Below are 24919 nucleotides of genomic sequence, written 5' to 3' on the forward strand. Positions count from 1 at the left end.
ATACCCGTGACGAAAAAGCCTACCCAAAAAAATCTCAAGAGTCATACTTAGTTTAGTTTTTCAATATCGACACGGAACGTTCCCATCCCGTGTCTCGCTGTCAATTTCAATATATCAATGAACTTTTAACTCGGCTTAAAACCTAAGCCCCGTTTTGTCAGGTGCAATGGACTCGAACCACCGTGTTTGCCTTGCCTTTCACCTTTTTAAGAACGCCTTACTGCTTGTAAGCGGGTGCAAATATACAACCCTTTATTTTACTCTACCAAAACTTTTTTGAAGTTTTTTTAAACTTTTTTACAAGTTGCTGTTTTGCAGCAATTTGAATTTCAAAAAAAATAGCTTATTTAAAATAAAGACAAAATTACATTTTTACTGACTATTTTCTATCTTATTCAAAAGCAAAAACACTTCAACTTTATACTATAATAAAGGTCTTCAGTAACAAAAAGAGCGAACTGCAAATATAAGGCAACCATTTTTTATGGGCAAGCCTTAAATGGATTAATTTTCAGCAGTAGTATTGTTCCAATGTTCGGTAAGGTCTAAATAATCAATTTTAAAGGCAGGTTCTTGACGTTCCAAGATATTGGATTGAAAAGACCGCTCCAAAACGTCTTCAATAAGATAGTCCTCTTTGTTTTCAAAAGGACGGTATTCTTCCTTTAAGGATATTTCAAAAAGACTTGCCGTGGTATTGTACCAAAATGCACGCCAGCCAGTACGCAGTTCCTTTACCAGGTCGAAAGCAGTGCGGCCGGTTTGGCGGTGGATCAATTTAACGAGTATCTGCCCTTCGGTGTGGGTGAGTTTTTTCAGTTTTTCTGAAAATTCTTCTTCAATATACTTTTGTACGCGCTTGGTGTAAGTTCGCCGTTGCCGTCGTTCGGGAAATTCAGACAGCCGTTCGTTCATGGTCGTGAGCCGTTCTGATGCCAGTTTAGCATACGGATATACTTTCCGGGTTTTTCGGCGAAGTATTAAATACCTCCTACGATCTTTTTTTGAGTTGAATTTCAGCCTGTTCAGCAAAACCACTTCATCTAAGTTAATGAACTCGCGCGGAATGGTATCGCCCTTAACTATATAGTACAGTTTCTGGGTAGTATCGGTTTCCGCCCCGTTTTCCGTGCCTATCACTTGGGTCAAGGATGGTTTGGCAAAAAGCAACAACAGGGCAATGCACCATAAGTTTTGTTTCGATTTCATTTAAAATCCTTTTGGCTGTTTCTACTACGCGAAAATTGTTCCAAAATTATATATTCTGAAACGTTTGAGTTTGTTTTTAATTATTAATTTTGAGCGTAATTTATATACATTAGCAAATAATCTCTTTATGGCAAAATCTATCCTGAACAAAAATTCACTTTCTTTTTTAAAAAATTACCTGAACAACGCCTCCCCCACCGGTTATGAATGGAGCGGGCAAAAGCTGTGGATGGAGTATTTAAAACCTTACGTGGACGAATTTATCACCGATACCTATGGAAGCGCAGTGGGCGTGATCAATCCCGATGCTAAATACAAAGTGGTCATCGAGGGCCATGCCGACGAAATTTCCTGGTACGTTAATTATATAAGTGACAACGGGTTGTTGTACGTGATACGCAACGGTGGCAGCGATCACCAAATCGCCCCTTCGAAAATAGTGAACATCCACACCAAGGACGGGATTAAAAAAGGTGTTTTTGGCTGGCCGGCCATACACACCCGAAACAAATCGAAAGAAGCCGCCCCAAAACCCGACAATATTTTTATAGATGTAGGGTGCAAAGATAAAGAGGAGGTTGAAAAAATGGGAATCCATGTAGGTTGTGTCATTACATACCCAGATGCGTTCCACATTCTTAATGAAGACAAATTTGTGTGCCGGGCACTGGACAATAGAATGGGCGGATTTATGATTGCCGAAGTCGCCCGCCTGTTGCACGAAAACAAAAAAGAATTGCCTTTTGGCCTGTACATCACAAACTCGGTCCAAGAAGAAATAGGATTGCGCGGTGCCCAAATGATTGCCGAACGCATTAAACCCAATGCTGCCATCGTAACCGATGTTACGCACGATACCACCACGCCCATGATCGAACAGAAAAAACAAGGCGATGTGGAAATTGGGAAAGGCCCCGTGGTGGCATACGCCCCAGCCGTACAGCAAAAACTGCGCGATGCCATTACCGATACAGCCGAAAAGAAGGACATCCCATTTCAACGGGCCGCCTTGTCTAGAGCTACGGGCACCGACACCGATGCTTTTGCTTACAGCAACAGCGGTGTTGCCAGTGCTTTGATATCGCTCCCTTTGCGGTATATGCATACCACGGTGGAAATGGTCCATCGGGACGACGTGGAAAACGTGATCAAGTTGATTTACGAAACACTTTTGAATCTAAAGGACGGCGATACCTTCAGTTATTTTGATTAGGTTTATAATACCGCTACGGATATTTATTGGCTATTTTATTACGGTAGTTTGTTAAAAATCATATTTTTGTAGCTACACTAAATTACAAATTAAATTCATTTATGAAAAAATTACTTTACGCATGCATCGCTGCTGCCTTTCTTGTTTCGTGTACCGTGGACAACACCGAACTTACGGAACATGAACAGGATTTAACGCAAGAATTAGCAACTGATAATTCTAATTTAGGGCTTTACAAAGGAGTTTTTACAACTCAAAACTCCAAGTACAGAGCACAAGTTGAAATTGTTTTTCCTAATAAAAATTCTTTAGCTGTTTCAGCAAAACAAACCATATACCCTACGGCTAAAATGACTACCCAATATGGCGATGTTTATGAAGCTAAAGCGAGTAAAATAATAAATGACGGTGAAGCTATTTCAAATCTGTTATTTACTTCAAAAGATTTTGAATTTACGTTTTCCGCAGATAAAAATGGTAATAATGTAATTATTGAAAACGTAATCTTTAAAAGTCTAGCCAGTTCGATATTAGCTTTAAAATCAACAAGTAATGCACCTATTGTTAACTTAACTGGAACGTATGATTGTATTGATTGTGGAAATCCAGAACCGATGACCTTCAATGTTATGATTAGCAACGACGGTACAGGAAACCAAACCTACAGTACCCAAATGAACTTTAACGGTCAAACTTATTTTGGGGATGGACTGCAAAATGGTTGTGAAGTTGATACTACCAATAACAATTTAACCTTTTGCAATGCCGAAAGCGGTGACGGAGCCTCCAGTGTTGGTTTTACTGTTGGATCAAACAACTATCCAGTTGAATGGACAGGGCAAATGACGTACTCTAACAATACTCCTAATTGTTCTGAGTTGGTTGGACTTTGGTACTTTAGAAGAGGCACTTCGGCAGAGAAATCTGGCACATTTAGAACAGACCAATCGTTTAGGTGCTTAGAAAATATTGTTTTTGAGAATTTTGAAGATGCAGATGTCAATTATACATCGAGTATACCTGAATTTACTGATGGTTCTGAAGATTACTTTATTCGTACAGACGGGAGTGATTTTTCTGGCAGCATTAATTTTACCGATATAATTGGAAATAGCTATTTTGCCGCTCAAGATATAGATGGTGAAGGAGAAGATGCCAATCAACACATTATATTTGAAAATATGGATGTGTCTTTATATTCTACAATTTATTTTGACGCTCTTTTTGCTGAAGATGATGATGGTTCTAATCAAGATTGGGACGATGATGATTATGTTAGTGTAGATTATTCTTTTGACAATGGAACAACTTGGAATTCTTTTTTTGCAATAAGAAATGATGGAACCGAATTCAACACAGTTCCTCTTGTAGATACCAATTTAGATGGTACCGGAGATGGAGAAGAAATCACAGATACCTTTAAACCGTTTAGGGCTGCTTTTGAAAACAATTCAGGCAACAATCCTACTAGTTCACCAACCGTTTCCATACGTATTTCTATGAGTTTAGATAGTGGAGATGAAGATATAGCTATCGACAATGTGTTGATAAGAGGCATTTAAAACCTTCCCAAAATCCACAAAAATACCCAAGCCCGAACCACCCTTCGGGCTTTTTTCTTTTAAAGCGGTATCCTGTATTGGTTTTTACTATATTTGGCCACAAAACAAGCTAACCTTTGCTGTTCAATTCATTTTCATTTGGGCTGTTTTTACCCATTGTCCTGCTACTGTATTGGGCGGCGGGCTACAAGCGTATTAAAGCCCAAAATACCATTCTTTTAATTGCCAGTTATGTTTTTTACGGCTTGTGGGATTGGCGGTTTCTGTTTCTTATATTCGCCAGTTCTATTATCGATTATGCAGCCGGAAGGGCCATTGCCAGCACTGCCAAAAAGAGTAAAAAACAGCTGTATTTGCTGGTAAGCATTATTTGGAACCTAGGCGTTCTTTTTATTTTTAAATACTATAACTTTTTTGCCGAAGGCTTTGCCAACCTGTTCCACCTCGGCACACAAGGCTACACCTACAATACATTGGATATTATCCTGCCGGTGGGGTTGAGTTTCTACACTTTCCAGACCATGAGTTACAGCATTGATGTGTATCGAAGCCGCATACAACCCACACATAACCTCTTGAATTTCCTGTGCTTTGTGAGCTTTTTTCCACAACTGGTCGCCGGGCCCATTGAACGCGCCCGTTCGTTGTTGCCGCAATTCAGTAAACAACGTGGTTTTAACAGGCCAGTGGTGGTCGATGGGCTACGGCAAATACTGTGGGGACTTTTCATGAAAATGGTGGTGGCCGACAATGTTGCGTTGGCCGTCAATACCATCTATGCCGAGCCCGATAGCTACGGAAGCCTTTCGTTGCTATATGCCTCGGTACTGTTCTTTTTTCAGATCTACTGCGATTTTGCTGGATATTCCAACATTGCCATTGGCACGGCCAAGCTCTTTGGATTCCAATTGAGCAAAAACTTCAACATCCCCTATTTGTCCCGAAGCGTGGCGGAGTTTTGGCAACGGTGGCACATTACCCTTACCAAATGGTTTACCGATTATGTCTATGCTCCGCTCATAAGAAACTGGAAAAGAAGTTATATATCCAGAACCATCGCCCTATTTATCACTATGACCCTTATTGGTCTTTGGCACGGCGCCAACTGGAGTTTTGTGTTTTTTGGGGTGTTTCAGGCCATTGCCATTTCGGTGGAACGAATACCGGTAAAAGCGAAGGGAAAGCTGTATAACATCAATTATTTTTTAAACCGAATGCCCTTGCCCATTACCGTTATTTATAGTTTTACTTTAATCATGGCTTCCTGCATTTTTTTTAGGGCTGAAACTTTTGGGATGGCCGTGAACATCATCAACAGGGTTATTACATTTATCCCCAGTAAACCTTTTTCGTTGGAAATAGGCCTTCGGGTACTTTTTGTACCTTTATTGATATTTATGGAAGTGACGACCCGAAACAAGAACCATCCATTTGAATTTTTAGAAAAAAAATACAACAGGCCCGTACGTTGGTTGCTCTATTATATATTTGTTTTTTTCATCATTCGTTATGCCGGACCCAAAGAGGAATTCATCTATTTTCAGTTTTAAGAAAAACCAGCTTCGGTTTTTAATGCTGTGCTGTGTATTTTTTATACCGGTAATACTGGCTTATGCCGTAGTGGAGATAGCTGTTGCCAACATCCCCAATAAGTTTTCCATTAAACAAAACTATATGGAAACCCATGCACCTGAAATAGAAACCTTGGTTTTTGGCTCTTCGCAGATAGAAAAAGGCATCAACCCAGCGTTTCTTAAAGCGCCAGCCATTAATTTAAGTTCTGCAGGGCAACACCACAATACAGATTTTGAAATCTTAAAAGGGGTTGTCGATAGGTTCCCCAACCTCAAAACGGTAGTTTTTGAAGTATCGTACGGGCATTTTGAGCTGCGGCACAATTCAAAATATTTCTGGAAGCATAATATCTTCCTTAAATATTATCATGTAAATACGTTTGACCGCCCCACCACGCCCAAAGACAGCCTGCTTTTCTTGGCACACCCCGGAAAGTTTTCAGAAATACTCCTCACCCATTATGTTAAGGATACCGTCCCCGATGTGTACAATAAATTTGGTTTTGACCTCAACCATTACGAAGGAAAGTTTAAAAAACTGAGTTACGACAGTACCTCTATCGTTAAAAAACCTGTGAAAATCTACAAACGGGAAGACCCCAAAATTTTCGAACACAATAGCCTTTATTTTTATGATATGGTTGAGTTCTGCCTGAACAGAGGCCTAAACGTGGTTATCTTGAGCCCGCCAACCTTTCCCAACTATAATGCGCTACGGAATGGGGAAATTCTAAAAAGAAGGGATAGTATTCTTCAAGATATCGTCAGGAAATACGACCATGTTTATTTTCTGAATACGGAAAGTGATTCTGATTTCAAAGTGGAAGATTTCAGAAATGAGAACCACCTTAACCCAAAAGGAGCAGAAAAACTGACCAAAAAACTCAATACGTTTTTAAAGAAACTAGAAGAATAATATATTCCTTTTCTATTTCAGCCTTAAATTCCCGAAGTATTTTTTTGCTTCTTTAATTACCCGTGGTGCCAAAAGAATAGTCGCTGTCATTGTTGGTACGGCCATTAACGCAAAAAAAGTGTCAATTAAATTGATCATCATACTCAACGATGTAGTGGCTCCCATAATAATACTTACAATATAAATGTAATTGTAATACCCTTTGTATTTGGCTCCGAATAAAAAAGACATACACTTAGTCCCGTAATACGAATATGAAAATAAAGATGATATGCTGAAAACAGCAATACAAAGCAATAACGCATATTTTCCGAAATTAGGAATACCATCTGCAAAGGCAGTAGCCGTTAAGCTCACGCCATTGGCATCGCTGCTTTGCCAAACACCGGTTACCAAAATAGTTAATGCAGTTAAGGTGCAGACAATAAGGGTGTCAATAGCTGGTCCCAACATCGCCACCAACCCTTCCCGAATAGGTTCGTTGGTTTTTGCAGCTCCGTGCGCCATAGGTGCTGTGCCAATTCCCGCTTCGTTGGAGAAAGCGCCTCGACGAATTCCCAGTAAGATGATGCCACCTACAATTCCGCCGAGAAAAGCATCGCCTTTGTAAAAGGAAGCCGAAAAAGCATCGGTGAAAATCAGTTTAAAATAATAAGGAAGGACATCTATGTGCACAACCAAAATGATCAAGACCATTATTAAATAGAAAAACACCATCGCAGGCACCAGCTTTGACGCTGTTTTACTAATTCGGGAAAGTCCACCCAAAATAACTACTGAAGTAATTATAACTAACACAACCCCAATAATCAAATCGCTAGAAAACCCATAATACAAGCCCGCAGGTTTCAACAAAACATCGTTAATCGCCTGTGTTAATTGGTTGACGTTAAAAACCGGCAATGCACCTACCAATCCCGCAATACTAAATACAACTGCTAACGGCTTCCATTTCCTGCCTAAGCCTTCCATAATAAAATACATAGGGCCACCTTGAATTTTGCCCTCGCTATCGGTTCCTCTATATAAAATGGCGAGGGTTGCCGTAAAAAACTTGGTGGACATCCCAATGACGGCACTTACCCACATCCAAAAAACCGCTCCCGGCCCGCCCAAGGCAATGGCAACTGCTACTCCAGCAATATTGCCCATGCCTACCGTTGCCGAAAGCGCGGTGGTCAAAGCTTGAAAATGGGAAATTTCACCGTTGTCTGTTTCATTATCATATTTTCCCCGTAACACCGCAATGGCATGACCTAAATACCGAAAGGGCAAAAACCGAATGCGTACCAACAAATACAATCCGCCACCAATAAGTAGTAATAGTAAAGGAAGTCCCCAAGCGGTGGAAGCCATTTTTGAAACAAATAAATCTAGTTTTTCCAATAGTTTGAAAGTAAAAAGTGATACTAAAATACCCGTAAATTTTTAAAAGTAACATTTATATTGTTTCTTGCAGTTTTTTATGAAGAAAACTATACTAACCTTTTTCTTATTATTTTCGTTTGGATTGTTTGCGCAACAATCTGATTCCCTGTCCAAAAAATCCAATTTTATTATTTCCCCTGAAGTATTATTGGGCATTACCGCCGAAGCCAATAGCTATTTCCCCGATCACGGATTACAATCACAAGCTATTGTAAGCTTTGGATGGGAACACGACAACAATCCGCAAGAATGGGCACATCGTCTTAAAGGCCCTAGAACAGGAATAAGTATCGGTTATACCGATTTTGGAAATACCGAAAACTTAGGTAGCGCCATTTCCGTACTGCCATTTATTGAGTTTAATGCCTTTAAAAGTAAGAAGCTTACGATACAAGTAGGGACAGGGGCTTCTTATTTTACAAAAAAATACGATCCTATTACCAACCCGAACAACGAAGCGGTTACTACAGATTTTACGTGGTCTTTTAAACTTTTTAGTCATTACAGCGTCTTTTCAACAAATAAAATTGATTGGCGGGCTGGTATTGGTTATTCACATCATTCCAACGGGCATACCCGGCTGCCCAACCAAGGGTTTAATTCCTTTTTAATAGGTGTTTCGGCAGATATAAAAAATAATAGTAAACCCACTTTTTATTCCGAAGAAAATAAACCTATCTTCTTAGATAACAGATACAGTTATTTTGCTATACGCACGGGTCTGGGTGTGCAAACCCTTGGAAAAGCCTTCAATGATAAAAAAGGGGTTTACGCTTTTTCCGGTGAATACGGGCGCGTTTATAATAATACCTATAAAGTGGGCGTAGGAATGTATTACCGTTTTTACCGCCATTATTACGATTATATGACAAATAATGAATCGTTGGTGCAAGATGGACGGGAGTTTGACTCTTTTAAAGAAAACCCAACGTGGAGCGCCAGTAACCTTGGTGTTTTTGTTACTGGGGAAGTGTTGCTGAATCACTTTGGAATCAATTTACAAATAGGTTTCAATATTCATAAACCCGCCTATAACATTGATTGGCGCATTAATCAAGGATGGGATGTGGTCCCACGGGTAATTCCTGAAAATAGCGCCATTGTTTTAGGGGAATTTGACACCAAATTTAAACTGAAAAAACATATATCCTCTCGCTTAGGGTTGAAATATTATATCATTGGAACCCGAAAATCGCCCCAACACAACTTTTTTATCGGGGCAAACTTAAACGCCAATTTAGGACAAGCTGATTATACTGAACTGAGTTTTGGGTATGTGCATAGTTTCAGTTTCAAAAAAGAAAAACCCCTTTCAACTAAATGAAAGAGACTTTCCATACACATACAATAATTAAAATTTACTTGGATAAAATCAATCTATGAATCGATGTTCCTTCTTCCGAAGTTGCATTGATTATATATACACCATCTGCCATTGCGTTAAAATTAAGCTCTGTTGCCCCGAAAGACGTGCTAACATTATTTACAATCTTACCCGAACCTAATTCAACTATCGTAATTTGAATAGCTGCACCGAAGGTTTCAGGAATTTCTACCGTTGCCATTCCTCTTGAAGGGTTTGGATAGATTACAATTCCGTTACCTGATTCAGTAATATCCTCGATGGAAAGTAAAATTTCCTGTGCTTCATACGCACCGATATCACGAACATCATCAAATACAGCTTGATCTATTTGATCGTTAAACTGATCGGCTGGATCCCCTGCATTATATGCAAGTGAACCTTCTAATAACTGATGTGTATTGGTCAGTCCACCATTATCTTGTAATGGTCCAACCATTGGGTCTATTTCTTCTATATCATTTGCTTGTTCTGGGAACACGCTTTCGTCGTCTGTCCCAATCAAGTTATAATCGTTAGAAGCAAATGTTCCAGATACATCTTGACCGTTCGCTCCGTTGTTTAAAGCAACCAAGGTGTTTTTAAGTGACGTATTGGTCAAACTACTAATACCACCGCCATTAGCTAAGGCTTCATTCATCGCTATCGTAGCGGCATTGATATCAAAACTGATTCCGTTGTTATAAATTCCACCTCCGGAACCGTTTGCAGTATTTCCTGAAATGGTACTTATCATTACAGTTACATCACCGCCATCGGCATTATGGATACCACCACCAGAACTTGTAGCTCCAGAAGCAATATTGTTCGATACAGTAGATGAATTAACTTCTAACATACCTCCATTATTGAAGATACCGGCGCCACCATCGTCAGCAGCAGTTCCAAATGAACTGTTTGAATCGATTGTAGATGTTTCAACTATCATCATCGTTCCACTTTGGTTCCATAGTCCACCACCTTCACGGGCAGCTTCATTTCCTGAAACGATACTTTCTGAAATAGTAATCAATCCGCTGTTTCCTGTTACGTGCAGACCACCACCGTTACCCGGTACTGCTGTTCCTGCCGTTCCATTTACATCGTTGTTTGTCATATCAGAAGTGGTAAATGTCAATGTACCATCGATCAATTCTATAGCTCCACCTGCTCTATTTGCAGCATTGGAATCTAACGCAGCATCGGTAATTGTAACATCACCTGCTGTACTCAATATTCCACCACCAGAACCTGAAGCTCCTGTAGCCATATTATTGGTAATTGCAGTACCATTAACAATATTCAACGTACCTCCATTATTGAAGACACCTCCACCACCATTATCGGCATCAGCTCCTTCTGCGGTGTTTCCGTCGATCGTCATTCCATCGATTGTCATAACACCTACACTGTTCCAAAGTGCTCCACCTTCAGCAGACGCTGTGTTTCCACTTGCTGTTCCACCCGTGATGTTAGCATCTCCTTCTCCAGTTATATGCAATCCACCACCGTTACCCGGTGCAGATGCAGTGCTGTTGTTCATTAAATCAACATTCTCAAGTGTGAGTACATTTCCAGCGATTGAATTATCTTCTATTGCACCTCCAGCTCTCATGGAAGTGTTTCCACTCAATTCAGAATCGGTTACGGTAAGTGTTCCTTGGTTGTTCAAGATTCCTCCACCGGATCCTGATGCGCCGTCAGCAACATTGTTGCTTACAGTTGCATTCAGTACGGATAGGGTTCCTCCTTCGTTGAAGATTCCACCGCCACCTTGATCGGCGTCGGCTCCACTTGCGATATTTGCATCAATGGTCGTTCCGTCGATGGTCATTTCACCAGATCCGTTCCAGTAGGCTCCACCTTCAGCAGACGCCGTGTTTCCACTTGCCGTTCCACCTGTGATGTTTGAGTCTCCAGGACCAGATATGTGCAGTCCACCACCATTACCCGGTGCAGATGCGGTACTGTTGTTCATTAAATCAACATTTTCAAGTGTCAATACATTTCCAGCGACTGAATTATCTTCAATTGCACCACCAGCTCTCATGGAACTGTTTCCGCTTAATTCTGAATCGGTTACGGTCAATGAACCTTGATTGTTCAAGATTCCTCCACCAGAACCTAATGCGCCGTCAACAACATTGTTACTTACGGTTGCATTCAAGACAGAAAGTGTTCCACCTTCGTTGAAGATTCCGCCACCACCTTGATCGGCGTCGGCTCCGCTTGCTGTGTTTGCGTCAACGGTTGTTCCGTCGATGGTCATGATGCCAGCTCCGTTCCAGTACGCTCCACCTTCAGCAGACGCCGTGTTTCCACTTGCGGTTCCGCCTGTGATGTTTGAGTCTCCAGGACCAGATATATGCAATCCACCACCGTTACCCGGTGCAGATGCAGTGCTGTTATTCATTAAATCAACATTCATCAAAGTCAATACGTTTCCGGCAACTGAATTTTCTTCAATGGCTCCACCAGCTCTCATAGAACTGTTTCCGCTCAATTCAGAATCAGTTACAGTTAAAGTACCTTGATTGTTCAAGATTCCTCCACCAGAACCGGATGCTCCGTCAACAACATTGTTGCTTACCGTTGCATTCAATACAGAAAGTGTTCCTCCTTCGTTGAAGATTCCGCCACCACCTTGATCGGCGTCGGCGCCACTTGCCGTGTTCGCATCAATGGTTGTTCCGTCGATTGTCATTTCACCAGATCCATTCCAAAGACCACCACCTTCGGCAGTTGCAACGTTTCCGTTTACTGTTCCGTTGGTTATCATAGCGGTACCAGGACCTGTTATATGTAATCCACCACCGTTACCCGGTGCGCTTCCTACTTCGTTATTATCTAAATTGACATTAAACAGCGTTATGCTTCCTGCGGTTACCGAAGAATTGTCTTCAATACCTCCACCAGCTCTGTTTGCTGAGTTATTTGAAATTATCGTGTTATTCACGGTTACAGATCCGCCAGCAACATTTTGAATACCACCACCAGAACCAGCAGTTCCATCGGCAAAATTGTTTGTAATTTCTGAAGAGTTCTGTACCATCAATGTTCAGCCATTGTTGAAGATTCCTCCTCCACCTTGATCGGGATCGTTACCACTTGCAGTATTACTGTCTATTGTAGTATTATCTACTTCCATAGTGCTTCCGGCTTGGTTCCAAAGACCACCACCTTCAGCAGCGGCATCGTTAAGGGAAACCGAACCTCCAAACATAGAAACATTAGCTACGCCACTTACGTGCATTCCACCACCGTTTCCTGGGTTTGGCGCTCCAGAAGAGCCATTCACTCCATTAGAATCCAACGACGTATTTGCCATAGAAAGCATTCCATCGATAATTTCAATTCCACCACCTGCACGGTTTGCAGAATTGTTATCAATACTTCCTCCTATTACAGTTACGTCACCATCGGTTGTCAATACACCTCCACCAGAACCTGAAGTTCCTGTAGCTGTGTTACTTTGAACAGTGGAATTAACAATTCCTAAGTTTCCTCCGTTGTTGAAGATACCTCCACCGCCGTTATCGGCATCGTTACCAGCTGCGGTATTTATGTTTACCATAGCATCGGTAACAGTCATTGTGGCTCCGGCTTGATTCCAAAGTCCACCACCTTCACTGGCAGCTTCGTTTGCTGAAACTGTACCACCATTAATAGAAACTGTTGCAGCGCCACTTACGTGCATTCCTCCTCCGTTACCCGGATTAGGTGTTCCTGCTGTTCCATTAACATCATTAATGCTAAGTGCTGAATTAGTTAAAGTTACTGAACCTTCAATAACTTCCATACCACCACCGGCACGGTTAGCGCTATTTTGTGAAATCACAGCATCGGTCACAGTTACTGAACCACCAGTACTGAAAATTCCACCACCAGAACCTGAGGTTCCGTTTGCCAAGTTGTCAGTGATATTTGTACCAGCCAGTACATCAAGCGTACCTCCATTGTTGAAGATACCTCCACCACCATCGTCGGCAGCAGCTCCACTCGCTATGTTGTTTGTAATTGGTGTTCCGTCAACGGTCATTGTTCCTGTTCCATTCCATAGTCCACCACCTTCTCGTGCAGCGACATTACTATCAACAGTACCTCCGGTTAACGTAGCATTGGCAGCTCCACTTATGTGTAATCCACCACCGTTACCTGGTGCGGCTATTGCGGGGGCAACGCCTGCGTTATTGGTGTCTAACGTTACACTGGTAAGGGTTAATGAACCATCAATCAACTCAATACCGCCACCAGCTCTATTAGCTTGGTTATCGGTTATGATCACTTCGGTAAATGTTACATCTCCAGCGGTACTAAATACACCTCCACCAGAACCTGAAGCTCCGTCAGCGCTGTTATTTGTTATTTCTGTACCTGCTAAAACATCTAACGTACCTCCATTATTAAAGACTCCACCACCACCATTGGTAGCATCAGCTCCTGAAGCTGTGTTGTTTGTAATTGGAGTTCCATCAATCGTCATCGTTCCGGTTCCATTCCATAAACCTCCACCTTCGGCAGCAGCAACATTACTGTCAACTGTTCCACCTGTAATGGTAGTATTTGCAGCTCCACTTATATGCAAAGCACCTCCATTACCTGGAGCGGCTGTTGCGGGGGAAACACCTGCATTATTATTATTTAATGTAGAATTAGAGACTGTAAGTGAACCGTCAATCAATTCGATACCACCACCGGCTCTATTGGCTCGGTTATCAGTTATAGTTACTTCAGTAAGTGTTACATCTCCAGCAGTACTGAATACACCACCACCTGATCCTGAAGCTCCATCAGCAATGTTGTTCACTATATTTGTACCGCTTGCAACGGTTAACGTACCTCCATTGTTAAAGATTCCACCACCACCATTGGTAGCATCAGCTCCAAAAGCTGTGTTTCCGTCAATAAAAGTATCTGTAAATAAACCTCCAAAAGCTGGGGCTAAAATATTCATGGTACCTCCATTATTCCACAATCCACCACCTTCACTGGCGGCTGTATTTGCTAATGCAATACCACTAAAAGATACGATTGCTCCGTTTCCAGTTACGTGAATTCCTCCGCCATTTCCAGGATTTGGTGTTCCGGCTGTTCCGTTTACGTCATTACTACTAAGATTGGTGTTGATAATATTTGCAACACCATCTATTATTTCAATGCCACCACCTGCGCGGTTAGCTCCATTACTTGTTATGAAAGCTCCCGCTATTTCTACAGTTCCACCGGTACTTAAAATAGCGCCACCAGAACCTGATGTTCCAGTTGCCATATTTCCGAAGATATCAGCAAATCCACTAAATAAACCACCTTGTGCATCTAAAGTACCTCCATCATTGTAAATACCTCCACCACCTTGTTCAGGGGCATCACCAGTTGCAGTGTTATTGCTTATTGTATTGGAACCTGCCAAGGTCATTGTTCCTGTTCCATTCCAAAGGCCTCCACCTTCTACCGCTGTGTTGTTTTGAACTAAACAATCGGTAAAAGTTGAGTCTCCGCCTCCACTAATGTGGTAAGCACCACCGTTTCCGGGAGCAGTAGCTCCAGTAGCGGCATTATTGTTAAAGGTAACATTGTTGAATTCAAATAAATCACCTGGATTTGATCGTACTTCTATACCGCCACCAGCTCTAACGGCTGTGTTTCCGGTGATTGATAAATTATCAACTGTCAATGATCCCATATTGGTTAAGATACCTCCACCAGAACCTGCAGTTCCAGTTGCTGAATTACCATCAATAGTCGAAGAGCCATTTACAATCAATGTGCCCATTTCATTATAAATACCACCACCGCCTTGATCGGCATCGGCACCTGTGGCTTCATTGTTTGAAACCTGGGTATCTGTTACGGTCATGGTTCCTGAACCATTCCAAAGACCACCACCTTCTACGGCTGTGTTATTTACAAATGTTGAACCAGAAATAGTTGCGTCTGCACTTCCTGTAATATGTAAAGATCCTCCGTTTCCGGGAGGACCTACTGCTGTATTTCCGTCAAAATTTGAATCTGTGATTGTAATAAGGTCTGAAGAATTTACTTCAATCGCACCACCGGCACGGTTTGCTGTATTGTTTGTAAATTCAGAATTCATAATAGTCAGCGTTCCACTAGTGTCTTGTCCAATGGCACCTCCACTACTTGAAGCTGCGTTAACAGCAGTGTTTCCGTCGAAAAAACTTCCAGAAACCGAAAGGTTCGTGTCAGTTGATCCAATTGCTCCACCGCCGTTAGCGGCATTTGTTGCATTGTTATTAAATTCAGAATCTATAACATTTGCATTCACAACATTTTGAATTCCTAGTGCCGCACCAGGAACGGATGCTGTGGCATTTTGAAATGTGATTCCTTCGATCGTTAAATTAGTAAAGTTGGAAGCTCCCAAAAGTCGAGCGGTTCCGTTACCCGAACCGTCTATAATTGTGTTACCAATACCTGTTCCTGTGATAGTAAGGTCGTCATCAATAACTATTTGCCCCGTAACGAGATTGATGGTATAATTTGCATTAAAGGTGATTGTATTAGGACCAGCCGTTGCATTAGCGTCGATAACAGCCTGCCTTAAAGAGCCAGGGCCTGCATCGTTGTTGTTCATAACAACAAATTGTCCATAAGACAATGATGTCGTTAACAGAATAGAAACCAATAAAAAAAGGCTTCGCGTAGTTGTTCTTTCCATAAAGTGCTTTTTATTAATTAAACTTATGCTTCCTGGGGATACAGAAACATTTACACTTTACATACGAAGAAAATATGGGTACGGTTTTAAAAAAAACCGATTATTTTGAATAAAACTTAATTATTTGCATTATATAACCTTTATTACAACTAAAAACTTAATAAATACCTCAAAATATAGAAATAATTTTAGTTTTAATGTTTTATTATTACCCTTTTAGATAGGCTAATACATTATTATGAATTCTGTTTTGGATATTTGAAACATCAGCTTTCACAAAAGTCTCACCCGTTATGTTTTCATATAATTCAATATACCGTTCAGAAACGGTTTTAATGTAGTCATCGCTCATTTCAGGAACTTGCTGTCCTTCGAGACCTTGAAACCCGTTTTCAATTAGCCATTGCCTCACGAATTCTTTAGATAACTGTTTTTGTGGCTCATTGTTATCCTGGCGTTGTTGATAGCCTTCTGCATAGAAATAACGGGAAGAATCTGGTGTGTGTATCTCATCTATAAGAACAATTTTTCCGTCTTTTGTTTTTCCGAATTCATATTTCGTATCAACCAAAATCAATCCACGTTTGGCGGCAATTTCGGTACCTCTTTGAAAAAGCTTTCTAGTATAGTCTTCTAACTGAAGATAGTCTTCTTCTGAAACGATATTTCTTTTTAATATATCTTCGCGAGAAATATCTTCATCATGATCACCAGCTTCGGCTTTTGTTGCTGGGGTTATAATCGGTTCAGGAAATTTATCATTTTCTTTCATCCCTTCTGGCATTGGTACGCCACAAAGCATGCGTTTCCCAGCTTTATATTCTCGCGCTGCGTGGCCACTTAAGTATCCTCTAATTACCATTTCAACCTTATAAGGTTCACAGGCTTCACCCACTGCAACGTTAGGATCGGGTGTAGCCGTTAACCAGTTTGGCACGAGATCTTCTGTATCGCGCATCATTTTGGTAGCAATCTGGTTTAATATCTGTCCTTTAAATGGAATCCCTTTTGGCATGACAACATCGAAGGCACTTAACCTATCGGTTGCAATCATAACCAAGGTATTATTTTCCAAGGTATATACTTCGCGTACTTTTCCGTGATATACGTTTTTTTGACCGGGGAAATTGAAGTTTGTGGAAGTTAGGGTGTTCATATCAGTAATCAGTATTCAGTGTTGAGCATTCAGTATTCAGTGTTTTTTCTAAGCTGAAAATGGCTTCTACAAGCAGGCAGTTTTCAGTAAATAACATGTTTTATAGCAATTAGTCAACGTTTTCAATTGATTTGTAGGCGGCAATTACTTTTTTAACCAGCCTGTGGCGTATAACGTCTTTATCGTCCAGATAAATAACCCCAACGCCCGGAATATCTTTCAAAACCAATAAGGCCTCTTTTAATCCTGAAATAACGCGCCGTGGTAAATCGATTTGTCCCGGGTCGCCAGTGATCATAAACTTGGCGTTTTTCCCCATACGGGTAAGGAACATTTTCATTTGTGCGTGGGTAGTGTTTTGGGCCTCATCGAGAATTACAAAAGCATTGTCCAGTGTGCGGCCACGCATAAAAGCCATAGGCGCAATTTGAATGACCCCTTTTTCGATGTGCGATTCCAGTTTTTCGTGTGGAATCATATCACGCAAAGCATCATAAAGCGGTTGCATATACGGATCGAGTTTTTCTTTTAAATCGCCTGGAAGGAATCCTAAATTTTCGCCGGCTTCAACTGCAGGACGGGTTAAAATAATGCGTTTTACTTGCTTTTCTTTTAAAGCCTTCACGGCCAAAGCGACGCCGGTATAGGTTTTTCCGGTTCCAGCAGGGCCAACAGCAAAAACCATGTCGTTCTTGCCCATAAGGGTTACCAGTTTGCGCTGGTTGGCAGTTTGGGCTTTTATCAATTTACCACTAACCCCGTGTACCAGAACGTCACCGGCACTCACGGGGGTTTCATAATCTTCTTTGCTTTCGCTTTGCAATATCCGCTCGATGATGTTCTCGTCTATCTTATTGTATTTGCCAAAATGCTCCAGCAGCATAGTGAGGCGTTTATCGAATTCTTCCAATACCTCTTCGTCGCCATAAGCTTTTATTTTGCTGCCCCGGGCAACGATTTTCAGTTTTGGGAAAAACTTTTTGAGCAGGTCGATATTTCCATTCTGAAGCCCAAAAAATTCGCGAGGGCTTACTTCGGTCAATTCAATAATGAGTTCGTTCAAAAGCAGGATTGTTTATAAGATTTCATACTAATTGTAAATATAGTTTTTCCTATAACAAAAGTACCTTATTTTTGTGGTACTTGTTTCAACAATATATCAACAATTCACAATGCCCATCATTACCCTTACTACTGATTTTGGAGAGAAAGATCACTTTGCAGGAGCAGTAAAAGGCGCTGTTTACAGTGAATTGCCCGATGTAAGGATTGTTGACATTTCGCATTCGGTATCGCCGTTTCACATTACTGAAGCTGCCTATATCATTCAAAACGCATACCGGAGTTTCCCAAAAGAAACCATACACGTCATCGGGATCGACTCAGAATTGAACCCTGAAAACAAGCATATTGCCGTTTATTTAGACGGTCATTATTTTATTTGTGCCAATAACGGAATTATTTCCCTGTTGGCTTCAGAAATAAAACCTGAAAAAATTGTGGAAATCAATATCCACGACCGCGTAGAGACCAACTTTCCGGTGCTGGACGTGTTTGTAAAAGTAGCCTGCCATATTGCCCGTGGCGGCAGTTTGGACGTTATTGGAAAAACGATTACAGATATCAAGGAAATACGGGGGCTACGGCCAGTGGTGAACAGTGAAAACAACCAGATTGTGGGCAACGTCATTTACATTGACAACTACGGAAACGTGATCAGCAACATTACCAAGCCATTGTTTGAAGAAGTGGGAAAAGGCCGCGACTTTACCGTACGGGCACGGACTGCAGAGTTTAAAGAGATTTTTTCACACTATAGCGAAGCCATCAATTTTGAGGTTCCGCCCAACAAACGGGAGGAGGACGGAAAAAATCTGGCGTTGTGGAACTCTTCCAACTATCTGGAGCTGGCCATTTACAAAAGCAATCCCAACACTGTGGGCAGCGCCGCTACCCTTTTTGGGTTAGCGTACTGGGACACGATTTCGGTTAATTTTAAATAGTACTTTGATCCACAGCCCGAAAGGATTTCATTCTGGCAGGCGCTCAGCAATCATGATTGGAAAAAGTTTTTCTTAAAATAAAGTAAAACACGTTATGTTTACCAGAATTGTAAAAATGGAGTTTAAAGCGAAGGAGGTTTCTTCTTTTCTTGCTAATTTTGAAACCATAAAAGACAAAATAAGAAGTTTTCCCGGCTGCGAATTTTTAGAATTGTACCGTGATAAACACAACCAAACAATCTTTTTTACCTATAGCCGTTGGAAAGATGAAGCAGCTTTGGAAGCCTACCGCCACAGTGATTTATTTAAAGGCGTTTGGGCCAAAACAAAGCCAAAATTTAAAGAGAAAGCCGCCGCTTGGAGTGTGGATACGTTGTATAGCTTAGGTTGATGCTAGATGCTGCTTTTCCAAAAAGGTGTTTGAGTGAATTCGGGAGACCGGTAGGTATCGCAAATTTGTACCGAAAATACCGATGCTGGATGCTGGAGCAAAATATAATTTATAATATCAATTTTTAGGTGGCTGAGTGATCCCGAAAGCGAAGCGCTTCGGGATCGTATCAAAGCCCCAGATAATAAAAAAAATTAAATGACCGCATTAATAAAACGTGAAATAACAGCTTTCTTCGCCAGCCCCATAGGGTATTTGGTTGTAGGTATATTTCTGTTGATTAACGGCCTGTTCCTTTGGATTTTTAGTGGTGATTATAATATTCTCGATGCCGGTTTTGCCGATCTGTCGTCTTTTTTTCAGTTAGCGCCTTGGGTTTTATTGTTTCTAATTCCAGCAGTAACGATGCGGAGCTTTAGCGACGAGCTGAAAACGGGCACGTTGGAATTGTTATTGACCAAGCCCATTTCAATAAAAAACATCGTGCTGGGTAAATATTTCGGGGCTGTCCTGCTTATCATCATAGCATTGATCCCTACTTTATTGTATATCGTTACCATTTCACAATTAGGTAATCCACAAGGAAATTGGGATGTTGGCAGTACTGTGGGTTCCTACATTGGCCTGCTCTTTTTGGTTCTGGCTTATACCGCAATTGGCATCTTCTCTTCTACCCTTTCGCAAAACCAAATTGTAGCATTTATAATTTCAGTGTTTTCATGTTTTGTATTGTATTATGGCTTTGAAGGTATTACCAATTTAGGTATCGATTTCCCAATTGAAACATTGGGGATGAAAGCCCATTTTGACAGCGTTGCCCGTGGCGTACTGGATACAAGGGATATTATTTACTTTTTGAGTATTGCTGCCCTTTTTATATCGTTTACCGTGCTAAAGCTGAAAAAACGCAACTGATATGAATAAAAAAAACATTCAATATATCGTTGTAGCCGTGCTTGCATTTATTGTGGTAAATGTAATTTCGTCCTACGTTTACAAACGCTTCGATCTTACGCAAGACAAACGATATACCCTTTCTGAAGCAGCAAAGCAAACCATAACTACAGCTAACTCGCCTATAGTAATTGATGTTTTTTTGGAAGGCGACCTCCCGGCCGAATTCAACCGGCTGCAATCGGAAACCAAGCAGATGCTGGAAGAATTTTCCGCATATAACCCAAACATAAAATACGAGTTCATCAACCCCATGAAAGTGGATGACCCGCAAAGCTTGCAAAAAGAATTTGCCAACCGGGATATGATGGGCGCGCAAGTGGAAGTTCGCGAAAGCGGAAAGGTTAGCACCGAAACGGTTTTCCCTTGGGCACTTGCCTATTACAACGAAAAAAGCGTCGCCATTCCTTTGCTCAAAAACCAACTGGGTACCACCATGCAAGAGCGGGTAAACAACTCAATTCAAAATCTGGAATATGCCTTTGCCGATGGTTTTAACAAGTTGATTAACCCGAAAAAACGGAAAGTCGCCATCTTAAAGGGAAACAACGAGTTGAGCGATCGCTATGTGGCCGATTTCCTTTCTACCTTAAAAGACTACTACTTTTTAGCGCCTTTCACGTTAGATTCAGCTGCCGTTTCGCCCAATAAAACCTTACGGCAACTTAATGATTTTGATCTCATCATTGCAGCCAAGCCTACCGAAGCTTTTTCCGATGCCGAAAAGTATATTCTGGACCAATTTACAATGAATGGCGGCCGCTCGCTTTGGCTTATCGATGCCACAGAAAACAAAGTGGATACAATAAGCGGCAATACCTTTGCCTTTGGAAAAGATCTTCACCTGAATGATTTTTTCTTTAAGTACGGGCTGCGCATCAATCCAAACTTGGTCAAGGACGTCTATTCCGCCCCTATCGTTCTGGCGCAAGGCAGCGAACGGGATTCCCAGTACAACCGCTATCCGTGGTTTTTCAGTCCGTTGAGCAGCAGTGCCAACAACCATCCTATTGTCACGAACATTGAAGCAGTAAAGTTTGATTATGCCAGCACGATCGACACGCTTCCTAATTCGGTAAATAAAACCGTGCTGCTTTCTTCATCGCCCATAACCGATGTGGTTGGGCTGCCTTATGAAATCAATTTAGATACCGAAATTCCCGAAAACCTACAAACAGTAAACGAAGGTCCAGACCCGGCACAATACAACGCTGGGGAAAAACCTCTGGCCGTATTGTTGAAAGGCAAATTCCCTTCCGCATTTACCAATAGGGTAAAACCATTTCAAAATCCAGAAAACAGTGATATTTCTGTTCCAACAAAAATGGTAGTGATTAGCGATGGCGACGTCATAAAAAACCAATTAGATGGGAACCGACCACTGGAGTTGGGTTTCGATAAATTCACCCAATCCTTCTACGGAAACAAGGAGTTTTTGTTGAATACGGTCAATTACCTACTGGACGACAGCGGACTTATAAACATTCGAAGCAAAAAAATTGCCGTTCCATTCCTCGATCCGCAAAAAACAGCTGAGCAGCGCACCCAATGGCAACTTATTAACATCCTGTTACCGTTGGGGTTACTTGCTATATTTGGAATTTTCTTTCAATATTTCAGAAAGCGGCGCTATATGCGTTAACTGTTAATAAAATAGTTTTCATAACCGTCCCATTTCAGATATATTTGTAGGTAAACTGAATACTATTCAGTAGAAATTGAAAATCAACTATTTCCACAAAATATAGAGAATGAAATTCATTGTATCGAGTTCGTATTTACTGAAACAACTACAAGTGCTTGGTGGCATCATCAACAATAACAACACACTTCCTATTTTAGACAATTTTTTATTCAACCTTGACGGAAGTTCACTTACCGTTTCGGCTTCCGACCTGGAAACGACGGTTTCATCAAAACTGGAAGTGGAAAGCAGCGAAAAAGGAAGCGTTTGCATCCCGGCCCGTTTGCTGTTGGACACCTTAAAAACATTTCCTGAACAACCTTTGACCTTTACCGTTGAAGACAACAATACGGTAGAGATAAGCAGCAACCACGGTAAATATGCCTTGGCGTATGCCGATGGCGAAGAGTTTCCCAATGCGGTGGAACTGAACGATCCTTCGGCAACCGTACTGCAAGGTGATATTTTGGCAACGGCCATAGACAAAACATTTTTCGCTACCGGTAATGACGATCTGCGCCCGGTAATGAGCGGGGTGTTTTTTCAGTTTTCAACCGAAGGGCTCACCTTTGTGGCCACCGATGCCCACAAACTGGTAAAGTATTCACGGGAAGATGTTACTGCCTCGGAAACGGCCGAATTCATCATGCCTAAAAAACCACTGAACCTATTAAAAAGCATCTTGGCCGGTAGTGAAGAAGATGTGACCATCGAATACAACGAGAGCAACGCCAAGTTCACTTTTGAAAACACCGAAATGGTCTGCCGTCTCATCGACGGGAAATATCCCAACTACGAAGCGGTAATCCCAAAAGAAAACCCCAACCAGTTGAGCATAGACCGCAATCAGTTTTTAAATTCGGTACGGCGGGTGTCTATTTTCTCAAACAAAACCACCCACCAAATACGGTTGAAAATTGCCGGATCTGAGTTGAACATTTCCGCAGAAGATGTGGACTACAGCAACAAGGCCGAAGAGCGGTTAACCTGCGATTATAAGGGTGACGATATGCAAATAGGGTTCAATTCGCGTTTTCTTACCGAAATGCTAAACAACCTCACCAGCGACCACGTTTCTTTAGAAATGTCTTTACCAAACCGCGCTGGGATTTTAACTCCTGTAGATGGCTTGGACGAAGGTGAACAAGTTACCATGCTTGTGATGCCGGTGATGCTCAATAATTAGCGATTACAGCTTAAGAAAAGTTTTTAAAAGTCCGCCGAGAGGGGGGCTTTTTTTATACACGGAAAAAATATTTGAAATTTTGGATGACATTTTTGGTTTGGGCCGATGTACTTACAACTGTAATCCTTAAACCAAACAATTATGAAACCATTTTACGCTTTTTTAGTATTCTTTCTTTGCGGCATAACGGCCATAAATGCCCAAACCATTGATGTTATTACGGGGCTGGCCAATCCCTCAAGATTGTTGATGGATGGCAACGACCTGTACTATTCCACACCCTCGGAGGTGTTTAAGATTGATGTTACCCAGAGCTCCCCTACGCCGGTTTCGGTGATAGGCGGCCTCACCACTGCCGCTGGCATGGCCAAGGGCGGCAATATCCTATACATTGCGGAATTTAATGCAGGCCGTATTTCCAAAATTGACGTGAGCGACCCCACCCCAACTTTAGAAACCGTCATTTCTGGGCTCAATACGCCCAACTTTCTCCTTTTGGATGGCGACACCATGTACTATTCAGACAACAATGCCGACATCGTGGCCCGATTCGACGTAACGGATACAAATCCAACCCCCGAAGTGGTTGCCACTTCTACGGTGAATTTCAATCCCACTGGCCTCGCACTTCTCGAAAATATGCTTTACATGGGGCAAGGGCAGGCCAATAGGATCTCAAAAGTAGACGTTACCAGCGGTATTACCCAACCTACCGATGTGGTAACCGGCATAAACCGCCCCATTGGTTTACGCATACGTAACAACAATCTGTACATAACCGAACGGAATGATAATAAGATTTCGGTAAAGGACCTTACCGACGGTGCCACCACGGCTACCGACCTGGTCACCGGGCTTAATCTTCCACTGGACATTGAACTGTCGGGCAGTACCCTTTATATTTTGGAAGGTGGGGCAAATAAAATTTCGAAAGTGGAAAATATTTTGGGCGTTGAAAACCAGATTTTCAAAAATGGCCACCAGCTTTTTCCCAATCCGGCCCGCGATTATTTAAAAATTTCAAATCTCAAGGAATCCATTCCCTATACCCTTTTTAGTATGCTTGGCACCAAAATTTCACAGGGAATTATCACTCCAAACGGCAAAATAAATACGGTAAATCTTGCCCAAGGAGGCTATTTTCTTTCGTTGGCAAATGGCGCTAACTATCGCTTCATAAAAAATTGATCTTTTTTCACTTATAAATTTGGCACTACGATAAGCCTAAATATTTGGATACTTAGATTGAAGTTATGGACTAAAATTTGGTGCTTCAGCTTCATAAAAGTCCTCAATTGAACTATCAAGTGCGGGAAAGCCTACAATCACTATTTAGGTATCATAAAGTTCTGAGGCATTGGAACCTTTATCGGAACATCTCGTAAGCCCTCATTGTTTAGTCTTTATGTTTGCTAAATCCTCTTTATTGGAATTTAGAGCAACGTTTTACTTAGTCTTGTCGGGATCCAAATTTGTTGTGAATATGAAAAGTAGTATAATAATAGTATTAATACAGATAGTGGTCTTGAATTCATAATCTTATAAATTTAACTTAAATAAGAAATTTATTTTTAAGGAACAGAAGATTGCACGTTCTGAACTTAATATTTCTGCGAAAGATG

The 24919-nt window shown here is 41.4% G+C and carries 17 protein-coding genes; 11 read left to right on the forward strand and 6 right to left on the reverse strand.

Going from position 1 to position 24919, the window contains the following annotated elements; translation table 11 throughout:
- Positions 1 to 504: 504 nt before the first annotated feature.
- A complete protein-coding gene (locus DDV96_RS15020; RefSeq protein ID WP_116695607.1) occupies positions 505 to 1209 on the reverse strand; it encodes a DUF4294 domain-containing protein in 705 nt (234 codons plus the stop codon).
- Between the two features lie 127 nt (positions 1210 to 1336).
- Here DDV96_RS15020 and DDV96_RS15025 point away from each other — a divergent pair, with 127 nt between their 5' ends.
- The 4 genes from DDV96_RS15025 (at position 1337) to DDV96_RS15040 (ending at position 6474) form a co-directional block, all read left to right on the forward strand.
- Positions 1337 to 2422 carry a M42 family metallopeptidase gene (locus DDV96_RS15025; RefSeq protein WP_116695608.1) on the forward strand — a complete coding sequence of 362 codons (1086 nt, stop codon included), beginning with the start codon at positions 1337 to 1339 and terminating at the stop codon, positions 2420 to 2422.
- A 101-nt stretch (positions 2423 to 2523) separates the two neighbouring features.
- Positions 2524 to 3984 (forward strand): hypothetical protein, encoded by a 1461-nt coding sequence (locus DDV96_RS15030; protein WP_116695609.1) that lies wholly within the window; start codon positions 2524 to 2526, stop codon positions 3982 to 3984.
- A gap of 116 nt (positions 3985 to 4100) precedes the next feature.
- Positions 4101 to 5534 carry an MBOAT family O-acyltransferase gene (locus tag DDV96_RS15035; protein ID WP_116695610.1) on the forward strand — a complete coding sequence of 478 codons (1434 nt, stop codon included), beginning with the start codon at positions 4101 to 4103 and terminating at the stop codon, positions 5532 to 5534.
- Positions 5494 to 6474 carry a hypothetical protein gene (locus tag DDV96_RS15040; RefSeq protein ID WP_133240867.1) on the forward strand — a complete coding sequence of 327 codons (981 nt, stop codon included), beginning with the start codon at positions 5494 to 5496 and terminating at the stop codon, positions 6472 to 6474. Before DDV96_RS15035 ends, DDV96_RS15040 begins: the two co-directional genes overlap by 41 nt.
- A gap of 12 nt (positions 6475 to 6486) precedes the next feature.
- On the opposite strand, the gene DDV96_RS15045 is transcribed toward DDV96_RS15040, so the two are convergent.
- Positions 6487 to 7830, reverse strand: a complete 1344-nt coding sequence (locus DDV96_RS15045; protein WP_394340139.1) for an alanine/glycine:cation symporter family protein — start codon at positions 7828 to 7830, stop codon at positions 6487 to 6489.
- 109 nt (positions 7831 to 7939) lie between these two features.
- Between DDV96_RS15045 and DDV96_RS15050 the strand changes: the two genes are divergently transcribed.
- Positions 7940 to 9226, forward strand: a complete 1287-nt coding sequence (locus tag DDV96_RS15050) for an acyloxyacyl hydrolase (RefSeq protein ID WP_116695613.1) — start codon at positions 7940 to 7942, stop codon at positions 9224 to 9226.
- A gap of 34 nt (positions 9227 to 9260) precedes the next feature.
- On the opposite strand, the gene DDV96_RS15055 is transcribed toward DDV96_RS15050, so the two are convergent.
- The 4 genes from DDV96_RS15055 to DDV96_RS15070 form a co-directional block, all read right to left on the reverse strand.
- The gene (locus DDV96_RS15055; protein ID WP_116695614.1) at positions 9261 to 12296 is read right to left on the reverse strand and encodes a choice-of-anchor Q domain-containing protein; all 3036 of its coding nucleotides are present in this window, start codon (positions 12294 to 12296) and stop codon (positions 9261 to 9263) included.
- 6 nt (positions 12297 to 12302) lie between these two features.
- On the reverse strand, positions 12303 to 15923 hold the full coding sequence (locus DDV96_RS15060) for a beta strand repeat-containing protein (protein ID WP_116695615.1): 3621 nt from the start codon (positions 15921 to 15923) through the stop codon (positions 12303 to 12305).
- Positions 15924 to 16131: 208 nt separating this feature from the next.
- A complete protein-coding gene (locus DDV96_RS15065) occupies positions 16132 to 17079 on the reverse strand; it encodes a phosphoribosylaminoimidazolesuccinocarboxamide synthase (protein ID WP_116695616.1) in 948 nt (315 codons plus the stop codon).
- A gap of 109 nt (positions 17080 to 17188) precedes the next feature.
- Positions 17189 to 18142 (reverse strand): PhoH family protein, encoded by a 954-nt coding sequence (locus DDV96_RS15070; protein ID WP_116695617.1) that lies wholly within the window; start codon positions 18140 to 18142, stop codon positions 17189 to 17191.
- A gap of 109 nt (positions 18143 to 18251) precedes the next feature.
- Here DDV96_RS15070 and DDV96_RS15075 point away from each other — a divergent pair, with 109 nt between their 5' ends.
- The 6 genes from DDV96_RS15075 to DDV96_RS15100 all read left to right on the forward strand — a co-directional run bounded on the left by DDV96_RS15075 (position 18252) and on the right by DDV96_RS15100 (position 24485).
- Positions 18252 to 19082 carry an SAM hydrolase/SAM-dependent halogenase family protein gene (locus tag DDV96_RS15075; protein ID WP_116695618.1) on the forward strand — a complete coding sequence of 277 codons (831 nt, stop codon included), beginning with the start codon at positions 18252 to 18254 and terminating at the stop codon, positions 19080 to 19082.
- A 94-nt stretch (positions 19083 to 19176) separates the two neighbouring features.
- Positions 19177 to 19473, forward strand: a complete 297-nt coding sequence (locus tag DDV96_RS15080; RefSeq protein ID WP_116695619.1) for a putative quinol monooxygenase — start codon at positions 19177 to 19179, stop codon at positions 19471 to 19473.
- 198 nt (positions 19474 to 19671) lie between these two features.
- Positions 19672 to 20388 (forward strand): gliding motility-associated ABC transporter permease subunit GldF, encoded by a 717-nt coding sequence (gene gldF / locus DDV96_RS15085; RefSeq protein WP_116695620.1) that lies wholly within the window; start codon positions 19672 to 19674, stop codon positions 20386 to 20388.
- Position 20389: 1 nt separating this feature from the next.
- Positions 20390 to 22069 (forward strand): gliding motility-associated ABC transporter substrate-binding protein GldG, encoded by a 1680-nt coding sequence (gene gldG, locus DDV96_RS15090; protein ID WP_116695621.1) that lies wholly within the window; start codon positions 20390 to 20392, stop codon positions 22067 to 22069.
- A gap of 109 nt (positions 22070 to 22178) precedes the next feature.
- On the forward strand, positions 22179 to 23297 hold the full coding sequence (gene dnaN, locus DDV96_RS15095) for a DNA polymerase III subunit beta (RefSeq protein WP_116695622.1): 1119 nt from the start codon (positions 22179 to 22181) through the stop codon (positions 23295 to 23297).
- Positions 23298 to 23438: 141 nt separating this feature from the next.
- Positions 23439 to 24485, forward strand: coding sequence for a T9SS type A sorting domain-containing protein (locus DDV96_RS15100; protein WP_116695623.1), 1047 nt, complete (start codon positions 23439 to 23441; stop codon positions 24483 to 24485).
- The last annotated feature ends 434 nt before the right edge of the window (positions 24486 to 24919 follow it).

Origin of the sequence: Marixanthomonas spongiae (assembly GCF_003095375.1) — a bacterium.
Lineage (GTDB): Bacteria > Bacteroidota > Bacteroidia > Flavobacteriales > Flavobacteriaceae > Marixanthomonas > Marixanthomonas spongiae.